This is a genomic window from Bacillus mycoides, from assembly GCF_018742245.1.
GTDB classification, from domain to species: Bacteria; Bacillota; Bacilli; order Bacillales; family Bacillaceae_G; genus Bacillus_A; species Bacillus_A cereus_U.
The window spans coordinates 2,582,434-2,594,647 of record NZ_CP036132.1 but is presented as its reverse complement, the minus strand read 5'-3'; the positions used below and the strand labels follow the sequence as shown (position 1 = coordinate 2,594,647).

The following is a 12,214-nucleotide window of genomic DNA, read 5'->3' as shown; positions in this document are numbered from 1 at the left end:
AATAGGACACAAAAGGGTATTATATGAGCCTGCAGTATGGGTTCATATAATACCCTTTTTATCCCGCTATTTGCGGGCAGTAAGACTCCAACTTTAAAAATCGGCTGTTAAAGCGGAGATCAACTGCCCGTAAAACCCCCGCTGATTAAAGTTTCACTTTATTACGCTAATACTTTCGTCATAAGAACGTGCGGAATTCCATCTTCCATAAATACATCAGAAGAAGTTTGATAGCCTAATTTTTCATAAAATCCTTCAGCTTGTGTTTGACCGTGTAGTTTCACTTTATTTGCTTCTTTGTTACGAGCAATCTCTTCTAGTGCCTGGATTATTACTTTTCCTAATCCGTATTTGCGATAGTCTTTTAAAATACAAATTCGTTCTAGTTTACCCATTCCGTCAATGAATCGTATACGGCTAGTTCCTACAGGAAGTTCATTATAATAAACTAATATATGTTTGCATGTCTCGCCAATTTGGTCATATGTATCGAATTCATCCTCAAGAGGGACACCTTGCTCTTTTACGAATACTTCTTTTCGAATGTAAAAGGCAGTTTCTAAATCAGTAAGTTCTGTTATGAGTTTGGATTGCAAATTGTTCAGCCCTTTCTAGTGTGACATGAATGTGTTTTCATAGTATATCATAATGTAATGTTATACTATGAAAAATAAAAAACTGACTTGCAAAAGTCAGCCTTTAAAATGGTTAATATTCTTTTAGCCCGTTTTTTGTTCCGATGATCGCTTTGTTCGTCATATTGATAAATAATCCTGTTTCAACTACACCGGTAATCATCTTTAACCCTGTATGTGTGTCATTTGGATTCAATATTTTGTTTGGAAAAATACAATCAATAATTAAATTGCCGTTATCAGTTATAAATGGTCCGCCATCTTTCATACGTAAACGTGTTTCGTATCCTAAAGATTGAACTCTCTTTTCAGTTTGCTTCCAAGAGAAGGGGATGATTTCAATAGGAAGTGGAAAGGCACCTAAGTGTGCAACGAGTTTGGATTCATCTGCAATAATAATAAGTTCTTTAGAGGAGGTGGCAACAATTTTTTCGCGAAGTAATGCACCACCGCCACCTTTTATTAATTGTAAATCATTATTGATTTCATCTGCACCATCGATTGTAAGATCGAGTATGCCGGTTTCATTTAAAGAGATTAACGGAATAGATAGTTGTTTTGCTAATGCTTCAGTTTCTTTTGATGTCGGTACAGCTTGAATAGATAACCCTTCTTGTACACGGTGACCTAGTTTTTGTATTGTCCAATATACAGTTGAACCCGTACCAAGTCCAATCGTCATACCATCTTTTACAAAGCCAGCAGCATATTCACCGGCTAGCTGTTTTAAATTCATCATTTTACTCCGCCGGACGTGGTCCAGCATCTAAACCGGAATTTTCAACTGTAAGTATAGGGCGAACAGTAATATCTTTATGTACACGCATTTGGCACGATAATCGTAAGTGGTCTTCAATTCCTTTTTCCGTAATAGCTTGTTTTTCATCATTTGTAGCCTCACAAAAATCACCTGCAATGACTTCAACTCGGCAAGTTGTACATCTTGCTTTGCCACCGCAACGATGAAGAATGTGTACACCGTTATCTTTAAGTGCTAATACTAATTTCGTTCCTTCCTCAACATCAAAAGTTCCGGTACCTTCAACTGTTAATTTTGGCAAATTGATTCCTCCTCATGTAAAATGCTATATAACATATTTATGACCCGTATTCATGAACATAAACATAAAATTTATTATAAGCCCCGTAACTTTTTTATTTGTTCAATCGTTTAATAAGTAAGCGCTGAAAAGGAGTGGTTATTTTGTGCACAAAAGTAACTCAGGTTTTAAAGGATCATATCGATATGAATCATTCAAATATAAATTTATTAATTGAACATTATGCAGAGGTAAAAAGGTACTGTACGTTTTTGACGAAGAATAAATGGGATGGGGAAGACCTTGCCCAAGAAGCAATTTGCAAAGTTCTTCAAAAGTATAGTGAGAAGAAAATTTGTATAACGCTTCTGTATAAAATTGCTCGAAATCAATGGTTAGATCAAATGAAATCAAAATCCGTTCAAGAAAAGTTAGAACAGCAAAATACATTTGAAGAACCACATGAAAAAATTGCAGATTTGCATGAAATGGTAGGGAAAGTATTATCTTCGTTAAATGTGCAACAATCCGTAATTTTATTATTAAAGGATGTTTTTCAATATAGTATCGCGGATATTGCTAAAGTATGTTCGGTATCAGAAGGTGCAGTGAAAGCATCGTTATTTAGGAGTAGAAATAGGCTGAAAACGGTAAGTGAAGAAGGGATTGAAATAGTGGAGTACACGGATGATGTTGAAATCGTTGTAACTTCTATTCGTGAAGAAAGACCTGAATTGTTGACGAAACTTCTCCCAACAATAGATTTCACTAAGTTACCATCAATACAACCGGTGTTATTCTTCAGTATGAAAAAACCTTCTTCTTACAGTTGTATGCTTAGTGCGGCATAAAATAGATGGAGGGATTTAATATGAATGCAATTCCTTACGTAGTAGAACAAACGAAATTAGGAGAACGCTCCTATGATATATATTCAAGATTATTAAAAGACCGAATTATTATGATTGGTTCAGAAATTAACGATCAAGTTGCAAGCAGTGTAGTAGCACAATTATTATTTTTAGAAGCGGAAGATGCAGAAAAAGATATATTCCTGTATATCAATAGTCCGGGCGGTTCAACGACAGCGGGATTTGCAATATTGGATACGATGAACCTTATTAAACCAGATGTGCAAACACTTTGTATGGGCTTTGCGGCATCATTTGGTGCGCTTTTACTATTAGCTGGCGCAAAGGGAAAAAGATTTGCGCTCCCTAACAGTGAAATCATGATTCATCAACCGCTCGGCGGTGTAAAAGGGCAAGCGACGGAGATTGAAATTACAGCAAAAAGAATATTAAAGTTAAAACACGATATTAATAAAATTATCGCAGAGCGAACAGGGCAACCAGTTGAAAAAGTAGCACATGATACAGAAAGAGATTATTTTATGACGGCAGAAGAAGCGAAGGAATATGGAATTGTCGATGCAGTTATTGAGAAAAAATAACATAAAACAGGCTAGAGAATATGATAATTTCCCTAGCCTGTTTTTGTCATTCTTTTACCCATTCATCAACTACAGCTTGATTTTTTTTAATCCATTTTCGTGCGGCTTCTTCCGGATCTTTCGTTTTATTTAGCATGACCATTAAAGTACCTAGTTGTTCATCGTTCATTTTCCATTGATCAAAGTATTTTACAATAGCAGGATGATCTTTTTCGAAACCTTTACGAACGGAGTAATAAATGTCATCTTTTTCACCATATACTTTCTTAGGGTCTTTTAAATATTTTAAGTCAAATTCTGAAAAGCCCCAATGAGGATTCCAAAGCGTAACAGCGATTGGTTTCTTTTTCGTATATGCCTTCTTTAGTTCGCTCATCATCGCAGCTTCTGAAGATTGGACAAGTTTTAGTTTTATATCATATTCCTTCATTGCTTTATTCGTTAAATTCATAAGGCTACTACCAGGTTCAATCCCAACAATTTTATTATCTAGCTCATCTTTATGTGCATTTAAATCTTCAATACTGTTAACGTTTTTCACATAAGAAGGGACGACTAAACCAAGTCCAGTACCTTCATACCATTTTGATTTTAAGACAATGTCATCTTTATACCGAGCATTTAATGGTTTATCCGTAACAGGAAGCCATACTTCTAGATTTGCATCAACATCACCACGTGCGACGCCAGTCCATATCGCAGCTTTTTCTAAATACATGAGTTCAACTTTGTAGCCTTTTTCTTCTAATAAAACTTTCCACATGTTTGCGGTTGCGATATTTTCTTTCCAACTTGTTACACCTATTTTAATTTTCCCTTTCGAATTTGCATTTGTTGCATTACATGAAGTGAAAATCATAGTAATAAATAATGCAAGGCATATAAGCCATATTTTCTTTTTCATCGAAACCCTCCTAAGAAACGTTTGCCTTTTTAAATAAATGTATAAGTAAGCATTCTTATTATGAACGGAAACGAGAATTTTAAAGAAAGCTTATGAATGTCATTTTTATGTAATATTTCTTTGCAAAATCGCAACACTATGTAAATAGATGGGCAGAAAAGGAGTAGTGACATGGATAATACAAAGGTACGTGTTGAAAATGTAACAAAAGTATTTGGGAAACATCCGCAACGAGCGCTTACCTTATTAAAAGAAGGAAAAAGCAAATCCGAAATTTTAAAGGAGACAGGAATGAACGTTGGTGTGAAAAAGGCAACGTTTGAAGTATACACTGGAGAAATTTTCGTTATTATGGGTTTATCTGGTAGTGGGAAATCTACATTGGTTCGAATGCTAAATCAATTAATTAAACCGACAGCGGGGCATATATACATAGATGGTGAAGATATCGCAACGATGGGAAAAGAAGAGTTGCGAAGAGTAAGAAGAACGAAGATGAGCATGGTGTTTCAAAAGTTCGCTTTATTTCCGCACCGTACAGTGATACAAAACGTTGCGTACGGGTTAGAAATTCAAGGAGTTCCAGTAGAGGAAAGAGAAAATAAGGCGTTAGAATCACTACAGTTAGTAGGGCTAGATCATCATAAAGATAATTACCCAAGTCAACTTAGTGGTGGTATGCAGCAGCGTGTTGGAATCGCAAGGGCACTAACGAATAATCCAGATGTATTACTAATGGACGAGTCATTTAGTGCATTAGATCCACTAATTCGAAAAGAAATGCAAGATGAATTGTTAGAGTTACAAGATAAAATGGAAAAAACAATTATATTTATTACACACGATTTAGATGAAGCGCTTCGTATTGGAGATCGTATCGCATTAATGAAAGATGGAGAAATCGTTCAAATTGGAACGCCGGAAGAAATTATGATGAGTCCTGCCAATGAATTTGTAGAGAAATTCGTGGCGGACGTGAATTTAGGAAAAGTAATTACGGCGGAATCTATATTAAAACGACCGGAGACTTTATTAATTGATCGTGGACCACGTGTAGCACTTCAAATTATGAGGAATGCAGGTGTTTCTACCGTATATGTTGTAAACAAAAAGTATGAGTTTTTAGGTATATTAACTGCGGATGATGCAAGTAAAGCAGTACAAAAACAGTGGCCGATTGCTGATTTATTACTTAACGATATTCCGCATGTGTATTTAGATACTTTACTTGAAGAAACGTATGCAAAAATGGCGGAGATGAAATATCCGTTACCCGTAATTGATGAGAAGAAAAGGCTAAGAGGAATTATTAAACGTGAAAGTGTCATTCAGGCTCTTGCAGGAAACATTGAGGAAGAGGTGAAAGACGATGAATAGTATACCGCGTATTCCATTAGGGGAATGGGTCGATTCATTTGTTGCAAGTTTATATGAGCACTTTGAAGGACTGTTCCGAGGATTCTCCTATATTATCGGCGGATTCGTTGATTTACTCACTAATTTTTTAACAATAATACCAGCCATATTGATGATTATTATCCTATGTTTCCTTATTTGGTACACAACGAGAAAATTATCTTTAGTCATTTTTACACTCATTGGATTATTATTTATTTTAAATATTAACTACTGGGCACAAACGATGCAAACATTAGCGCTCGTACTTACTTCCGTTATTATTTCAATTATTATCGGAATCCCAATTGGAATTTTAGCTTCGCAAAATGAACGTTTCTCAAAATTTTTAAAACCGACATTAGATTTTATGCAAACAATGCCCGCATTCGTGTATCTCATTCCCGCGATTACATTTTTTGGAGTAGGCGTCGTACCGGGCATTATCGCTTCCGTTATTTTTGCTATGCCACCGACAATCAGATTTACAGACTTAGGAATTAGACAAGTTCCAGAAGATTTAATTGAAGCTGCGAATGCGTTTGGCTCTACCGCATCACAAAAATTATTTAAAGTACAATTACCACTCGCAACCGGAACGATCATGGCTGGAGTGAATCAAAGTATTATGCTTTCGTTATCAATGGTTGTAACAGCTTCACTTGTAGGAGCGCCAGGACTTGGCGTCGATGTATATCGCTCTGTAACACAAGTAAACATCGGAATGGGATTTGAAGCTGGACTAGCTATCGTCGTGATTGCGATTATATTAGACCGAATTACGCAAGGGTTTCATACAAAAAGAAAATAATTCAAAAAACACACTTTATACAACAAAGTGTGTTTTTTTGAATTCGAATTACATCCGAACAATAACAGAACCTCCAGCTGGTGCACAAACTTGGTTTTGCTGTTGTTCCATTGATTTAATTAAATGATTATTTTCTTCGATTAAAGAGATTAATTTAGCTAATTGACTTTCAAGACTTGCGATGCGCTGCATCATGTATTGCGAATCATAATGCAGTGTATTCCTTGCAGTATGGGGCGAGTAAACATATTGATGATTTAAATTTGGGTTCCAATGAGGATGCATATGAATTGTTCCTCCTTAAATGAATTACTGGTCTTTCTTATAGTAAATGCCTATGTATATTTAATGGTTACTTGAAAATTTTTTCATAATAAGAGGAGTATGTACGGAGGATGGAAAAGTAATATATTTAAAGTTTAAAGTACATTTTTTGGAAATATTCAAGTGGAATAGCAAATATATTAGAATATTACCACGTTTATGTAAATAGATATTATATAGAGAGAAATGATGGGGGAGATGCAATTTTGTCTAAAAATAAAAAAAGAAATGATGCTATGACAATTGGTGTCGCTATAGGTGTTGTAATTGGTGTAATTCCTGGTGTATTTACTGATAATATAGCAATCGGAATAGCGATTGGGATTGCAGTTGGAATGGGGATTACGCTTTTGAAGAAATAATGAGTTGTAAACTTTTAAAATGAAATTTGTTTAAATCGTATCATATAAATTTAATAGAAAAAATGCGGGTTTAAGAGATTGAATTTTCGGAATATAAAACCTATTTTTCCTTTTTTTTATGATATTATATATGAAAAGGATGGTGATGGATATGCCAATAAACAAGCAAGCAGAACAAAACTGCTTTATTTGCGAAAAACATAAAGGAAACATTATAGTTCCAGGTGGTGCTATTTATGAAGATGCTCTCATATACGTTGGGCATGTCCATTGGGATAAAGAAGAAACATATCTTGGTTATGTAATGATTGATATAAAAAGACATGTACCTGGTCTCGCTGAATTAACTGAAAATGAGGCAAAAGCATTCGGGCTGATAACAAGTAGAGTAAGTAAAGCGCTAAAAGAATGCGAAGGTGCAGAACATATTTATACTTTCGTTTCAGGAAATGGTGTACCACATATGCATATGCACATTATACCGCGTTATCCAAATACACCAAAAGAGTTTTGGTCACCGACTGAAGTAGCAAATTGGACTGGTGCACCACATGGAGATTCAGAGAAAATTAAAAAACTATGCGAAAGAATACGAAAGTATATGGTAAATGAGTATGCATACAACAAATAATACACAATATTCATGGGTTGGAAGTAGGGAAATGTGTTTAGACGAAGTTTCAGTAAAGCAATATGGTGATATCTTACTTGGTAAATACGGCGGGAATATAAGTGCCGGAGCAAAAAAGAATGAAGACGGTGCATTAGTTTGGTCGAATGGTGATTGGGAATTCACCGTTATATTAGACGGACATCATAGTGCAGAAAGCGTTGATTTAGTAGTAAATACAATCCAAAAAGAATATGAAAATATAAAAGTGATTATGAAAGAATCAATTGAAACCGTATTTCGATCTGTTGAAAATTATATACTTACGATTTTTCAATCCCTCTCATTTAAAGAAAAGTGCGAAAAAATAAAAGGTGAAACTGCTTGCTTAATATGCGTAAGAAAAGAAAATTACATATGGTGGCTATCTATTGGCGATTGCCTAGTTTATGTATTTCATGAAGAGTTACATAAATTAGGACAATATGCATTGAATCAACGCCACTTTTACGAATGGATTGGTAATGTAAATACATTTAATTTACCTGTACCTTGCTATTCATCAGGAATTCGTGAATTACGTACTGGAAAGAATCGAATTGTAATGGTGACAGATGGGGTATTAGAATGTGGGGACCGCCGATATGAAACCCCTGAAAATCTGTATAGTGAAATGAATAGAAATAATAACGAAATTAATGCCAATATTCGCAATGTTTTAGAGCATGTTCATCATCAGTTAGGGCGAGATAGTGCGACAATTATTAGTTGGGATGTTGAAAACAAAGGCAATGCTACGTATCCGAGTAATCAGCCGGAGAAAATCCAGACGATAAGGTAAAGGAGGCGATCCCTCTATTGCATGTGAAAGTAATTGTATTAGTTTTATGGATCATATTCTTATTTTTCTTAGAAAATATAGTGAGAAAAAGGCTAAATATACCGAAACAAAAAGGATGGAATAATAAATATGTAAATAAGCTGCATAAATGGGGAAACAGAATTATTATTTTTTCTTATATAGTGGTTATGATTATATGTCCTTCTCTTTCAAATCCCCTATACATGGGCTTTCTACCTTTTCTGTTTTTAATTTCGTTATATAGTTTCGAATCATATATGGAATGGAAATACGATAGAGAATCGAGGGAGTTTTTGATGTCCTTAGGCGGGGCTGTATCACTAATGATAACGGGGATAATTCTATATTTCCTTATTTAATACGTATTGATTACGACACTATGGCAATATCATATAATGAGCAATTATAGGGAGAGAAGAAATGAAAAGTGCTCGATTACGTGCTGAAGCAATGATTGTAAATGAAGATCAATCTAAAGTGCTTGTTCAATGTGACGAGAATGAATCACTTTACCGTTTTCCAGGTGGCTCTATTGAATTTGGTGAGACGGCACAAGAAGCAATAATTCGAGAGTTAATGGAAGAATACGATTTGAAAGTTGATGTTCAAGAGTTAGCAATTGTAAATGAAAACATTTTTGAGTGGAACAAAGAAAAAGGACATCACTGCACAAGGAATCGTAAGTTATTTAGAAGGGAATAACCGTAATATAGTCCACTTTATTTCTAAAAATAAATAAAGTAATAGGAGGGAAAGTAATGGGTAACTCTACTATTTGGATTATAGCTATAGGACTAATTATTGTTGGATACTTTATAGAAAAATTTTTAAGAAAAAAGTTGAATATGTCAAAGAGCGGTTTTTGGGGATATAAGCATGTGAATAGTCTACATGTAAAATTGGAAATAGGTCTTTTTATCGTATATCTTATAGTAAGTTTTATTTATCTGTTCAAAGCAGAAAATGCTAATATAGGAATTGCTATGCTTACTTATTTTGGAACAACATGCCTATTACGCATATGGATGGAGTGGAAATATAATAGAGAGACAAAAGAATATATTCTCTCTATTATTGGATTTTTCGTATTTATTTTTATGGTTTCGATTTTGTTTTATTTTGATCCTATATCGACATAATGATATTGGAAAATACAATGATAAAAATTCAAAAAGAGTAGCTACCATTACTTATCTTGATAGCTACTCTTTTTATTTACATCTTCCTAAAACTCCTCAAAACAAGAAATTCCCACAATCTCCATGGAAGAACCTTCTTCGCAAAGATCATAAATTTTACACCTTTCCCAATTGGGTATCGTAATGGAGTACGCCTTGCTTCAGCAATTTCTACGATTTTATTTGCAACATCCATCGGATTACCAAGTGTATCGTTGCCATTGTTTATGTGCTTTTGTATTTTATCCATATATTCTTTGTAAGGAGAGGTTGTATCAGATTGGTTTTCAGCTAATTGTTTACCAACTTCCCATATGTTCGTGTTATAAGAACCAGGTTCAAGTAAGGCAACGTCTATTCCGAAAGGTTTTACTTCTAAGCGAAGCGATTCACTCCAGCCTTCTAATGCATATTTTGAAGATACATAAGGGGATAAACCAGGGAATCCGACTTGGCCGCTAATGCTGCTTATATTAATGATTTTTCCACTTTTCTGCTTTCTCATATATGGTAAGACAAGTTGAGTGATTGATATAGCTCCAAAAAGGTTCGTTTCAAATTGTTTACGGTATTCCTCTACTGGAATTTCTTCTACAAAGCCCCCAGTTGCATATCCTGCATTATTAATGAGAAGGTCTACTCTATTCATGTCTTTTAAAAATAATTGAAAGTTATGTATAGAACTTTGATCTGTTACATCTAATTGTTGAACTTTTATGTTTTGCTGTAAGTTGAGTTTAGTAGCTTGAGATATTAAGTCTACTTGTTTTTCAAGATTTCGCATTGTAGCAATGACTAAATAGTTTTTTTTCGCAAGTTCAAGTGTCGTTAATAGTCCGAATCCACTTGATGCCCCTGTAATAACCGCGATTTTTTTATTCATTGGTCGCTCGCTTTCTTTTTCTTTTATCATAACGAGTATTAAGGAGAAAATCTATTAATCTTACATATTGTTTTTATACAAGTAATAGCAATTAGTAGTATTTCTGTATTCTTCGAGGTGGTTTATAGATTAGGTGCTTTAAGTTTCTTTAAGTACCTAAGTATGGGAATGGTGATAAAAAGAGGGAATCGCACAGACTTAGCGTATATAGAAAAGTGAGTATTGCATTCATGATGATGAAATTAAGTTTTTAAAATGGGGGGAAGCAAAGTGTTCCATGTTAAAGACGTTTTAGCAGATCAGTTATTAGCAAATGCGAATGATCCTAGTTGGTATATTCCATTTTCAGATGCAGTAAAAGATTTATCTGAGAGAGAGGCTTTCTGGAAGCCGAATGAAGAGAGTAATAGTATAGCTGAAATTGTACAACATTTACTGTATTGGAACTCGACGTGGCAAACAAGGTATAAAGAATCAAATGTTAATGCCGTGCCCGCTATTGGTGATAATAACAAAAGTTTTATGCTATCAGATAATCAAACATTTGAAGAGTTAAGAGAAAAACTATTAGAGAAACTGTTACAATGGCAAAATCTCATAAATGAAGACAAGGTTGAAAGTGATGTAATTGGATTTCCTGTATCTGCGAAGTGGTGGGAAGTATTAGCTAATGTAACAACTCATAATGCGTATCATATTGGTCAAATTATTTACATTCGGAAATTACAGAAGAGTTTTGATAGTGAATAGTGTAATGGTTCTCTAATTTATCTGAAGCAATTCATGAAGCATTATTGTAGGCGGTAGGAAATGCTGTGCATGCTTGAAGGGAGAAAGACCAGTCTAAAATGACTGGTCTTTCTACTATCTAATAATATTTAAGTAGCAATATGTGTGAAACTATATAAAAATGTAGTTCCAACTATTCAATTGAAATGCCCTGTTACTATTTGATTTCAATTGCTGAAGTAATATCGTTCCAATCCGCAGCTAAATTAGCAGTTTGACCATACCAATCAGAGTGTCTAAAGGAGACACCTTTTCCATATCCTTGAGTTGAAGAATGTTCCCATAGCGTTGTTGAATAACTTGCAGAAGGTGATGCTGTACTTACAGAAGAAATTCTGTCGTTCCAGCTAGATGGTAAGTTTTTAAAGCCGCTGCTCCAATAAATATACTGTCCACCTTTATTTTGATGCTCATAAAAATCGGTACTACCAGCACCACTACCTAAAGGGTTAATTTGATTTTTAAGTGCCTTTTTATCCTTTTCAATAAAAGCATTCAATGTTTCTCTGCTAGTAAAGCCATAAGCTAACCAATCTCCATTTTCATTTTGCTTAGGTAGTACCATAGTAATTTGGATGTCTTTTTTTGATTGATCGCTTAATTTTGTGAATGAATTAACATTCTTTTCATCAACTTTTAAATAATCAAATGATTTAATTGTATTATCTTTTTCTGCAGCACTTACTACTCCTAATCCTCCAGTTAATGCAAAACCTGCTACTAATGTCCCTGCTACTAATTTCTTCAACATATAACCATCCCTTTTTTTGTTTAGATTTTTGTACAGGAAAATCTTGTACTAGTAAAATGTAATCTAGTTTTATAATTTTGTAAATATTCTGAAGTTTTAGAAATAATAGGCAGAATATTTATAGTTTTACATTTTTTCTTTAGAAAAAATGATTATTGGAATGATATAATAAGTGGATATATTGTTTTTCTTGGATGTTAAAATGTTTTAGGAGAGA

General features: G+C 34.2%; 17 protein-coding genes and 1 pseudogene. 11 read left to right on the top strand and 7 right to left on the bottom strand.

The features are described 5' to 3' along the window. Positions 1-161: 161 nt before the first annotated feature. The 3 genes from EXW56_RS13190 to EXW56_RS13180 form a co-directional block, all read right to left on the bottom strand. Positions 162-596, bottom strand: a complete 435-nt coding sequence (locus EXW56_RS13190; RefSeq protein ID WP_215596622.1) for a GNAT family N-acetyltransferase — start codon at positions 594-596, stop codon at positions 162-164. Between the two features lie 112 nt (positions 597-708). Beyond that, a complete protein-coding gene (gene rpiA, locus EXW56_RS13185) occupies positions 709-1,371 on the bottom strand; it encodes a ribose 5-phosphate isomerase A (RefSeq protein WP_215556937.1) in 663 nt (220 codons plus the stop codon). Between the two features lie 4 nt (positions 1,372-1,375). Then, positions 1,376-1,696: a 2Fe-2S iron-sulfur cluster-binding protein gene (locus tag EXW56_RS13180; protein ID WP_215556936.1), complete on the bottom strand. Its 321-nt coding sequence runs from the start codon at positions 1,694-1,696 to the stop codon at positions 1,376-1,378. A gap of 143 nt (positions 1,697-1,839) precedes the next feature. Between EXW56_RS13180 and EXW56_RS13175 the strand changes: the two genes are divergently transcribed. Next, positions 1,840-2,526: an RNA polymerase subunit sigma-70 gene (locus tag EXW56_RS13175; protein WP_002161519.1), complete on the top strand. Its 687-nt coding sequence runs from the start codon at positions 1,840-1,842 to the stop codon at positions 2,524-2,526. Between the two features lie 20 nt (positions 2,527-2,546). Beyond that, positions 2,547-3,128, top strand: coding sequence for an ATP-dependent Clp endopeptidase proteolytic subunit ClpP (clpP, locus tag EXW56_RS13170; protein WP_070128426.1), 582 nt, complete (start codon positions 2,547-2,549; stop codon positions 3,126-3,128). A gap of 46 nt (positions 3,129-3,174) precedes the next feature. On the opposite strand, the gene EXW56_RS13165 is transcribed toward clpP, so the two are convergent. Then, a complete protein-coding gene (locus EXW56_RS13165; RefSeq protein WP_215556935.1) occupies positions 3,175-4,032 on the bottom strand; it encodes a glycine betaine ABC transporter substrate-binding protein in 858 nt (285 codons plus the stop codon). 171 nt (positions 4,033-4,203) lie between these two features. Here EXW56_RS13165 and EXW56_RS13160 point away from each other — a divergent pair, with 171 nt between their 5' ends. Together EXW56_RS13160 and EXW56_RS13155 are read left to right on the top strand one after the other, a co-directional pair. Continuing rightward, complete coding sequence (locus EXW56_RS13160; protein ID WP_000370622.1) at positions 4,204-5,409, top strand: quaternary amine ABC transporter ATP-binding protein; 1,206 nt, start codon at positions 4,204-4,206, stop codon at positions 5,407-5,409. Continuing rightward, entirely contained in the window at positions 5,402-6,238 is an 837-nt protein-coding gene (locus EXW56_RS13155) for an ABC transporter permease (protein ID WP_086423198.1), read from the top strand. The genes EXW56_RS13160 and EXW56_RS13155 overlap by 8 nt, the downstream gene beginning before the upstream one ends. A 48-nt stretch (positions 6,239-6,286) precedes the next feature. Here the strand turns inward: EXW56_RS13155 and EXW56_RS13150 are convergent, their stop codons facing one another. Further along, complete coding sequence (locus EXW56_RS13150) at positions 6,287-6,523, bottom strand: hypothetical protein (RefSeq protein ID WP_098776168.1); 237 nt, start codon at positions 6,521-6,523, stop codon at positions 6,287-6,289. Between the two features lie 275 nt (positions 6,524-6,798). Between EXW56_RS13150 and EXW56_RS13145 the strand changes: the two genes are divergently transcribed. The 6 genes and pseudogenes from EXW56_RS13145 to EXW56_RS13120 all read left to right on the top strand — a co-directional run bounded on the left by EXW56_RS13145 (position 6,799) and on the right by EXW56_RS13120 (position 9,535). Continuing rightward, positions 6,799-6,924, top strand: a complete 126-nt coding sequence (locus EXW56_RS13145; protein WP_016091519.1) for a glycine zipper domain-containing protein — start codon at positions 6,799-6,801, stop codon at positions 6,922-6,924. Between the two features lie 139 nt (positions 6,925-7,063). Further along, the gene (locus EXW56_RS13140) at positions 7,064-7,555 is read left to right on the top strand and encodes an HIT family protein (protein WP_070170223.1); all 492 of its coding nucleotides are present in this window, start codon (positions 7,064-7,066) and stop codon (positions 7,553-7,555) included. Continuing rightward, positions 7,539-8,375, top strand: a complete 837-nt coding sequence (locus EXW56_RS13135; protein ID WP_215596621.1) for a PP2C family serine/threonine-protein phosphatase — start codon at positions 7,539-7,541, stop codon at positions 8,373-8,375. The genes EXW56_RS13140 and EXW56_RS13135 overlap by 17 nt, the downstream gene beginning before the upstream one ends. Before the next feature lie 17 nt (positions 8,376-8,392). Next, a complete protein-coding gene (locus tag EXW56_RS13130) occupies positions 8,393-8,755 on the top strand; it encodes a DUF4181 domain-containing protein (protein WP_215596620.1) in 363 nt (120 codons plus the stop codon). A gap of 61 nt (positions 8,756-8,816) precedes the next feature. Next, positions 8,817-9,135: pseudogene (locus tag EXW56_RS13125) on the top strand (NUDIX domain-containing protein). Positions 9,136-9,154: 19 nt separating this feature from the next. Continuing rightward, on the top strand, positions 9,155-9,535 hold the full coding sequence (locus EXW56_RS13120) for a DUF4181 domain-containing protein (protein WP_215596618.1): 381 nt from the start codon (positions 9,155-9,157) through the stop codon (positions 9,533-9,535). Positions 9,536-9,611: 76 nt separating this feature from the next. Here the strand turns inward: EXW56_RS13120 and EXW56_RS13115 are convergent, their stop codons facing one another. After that, the gene (locus EXW56_RS13115; RefSeq protein WP_215596617.1) at positions 9,612-10,457 is read right to left on the bottom strand and encodes an oxidoreductase; all 846 of its coding nucleotides are present in this window, start codon (positions 10,455-10,457) and stop codon (positions 9,612-9,614) included. A gap of 270 nt (positions 10,458-10,727) precedes the next feature. Between EXW56_RS13115 and EXW56_RS13110 the strand changes: the two genes are divergently transcribed. Next, positions 10,728-11,207, top strand: coding sequence for a DinB family protein (locus tag EXW56_RS13110; protein ID WP_002110268.1), 480 nt, complete (start codon positions 10,728-10,730; stop codon positions 11,205-11,207). Between the two features lie 196 nt (positions 11,208-11,403). Here the strand turns inward: EXW56_RS13110 and EXW56_RS13105 are convergent, their stop codons facing one another. Next, positions 11,404-11,997 (bottom strand): hypothetical protein, encoded by a 594-nt coding sequence (locus EXW56_RS13105; protein ID WP_000914462.1) that lies wholly within the window; start codon positions 11,995-11,997, stop codon positions 11,404-11,406. Between the last annotated feature and the right edge of the window lie 217 nt (positions 11,998-12,214).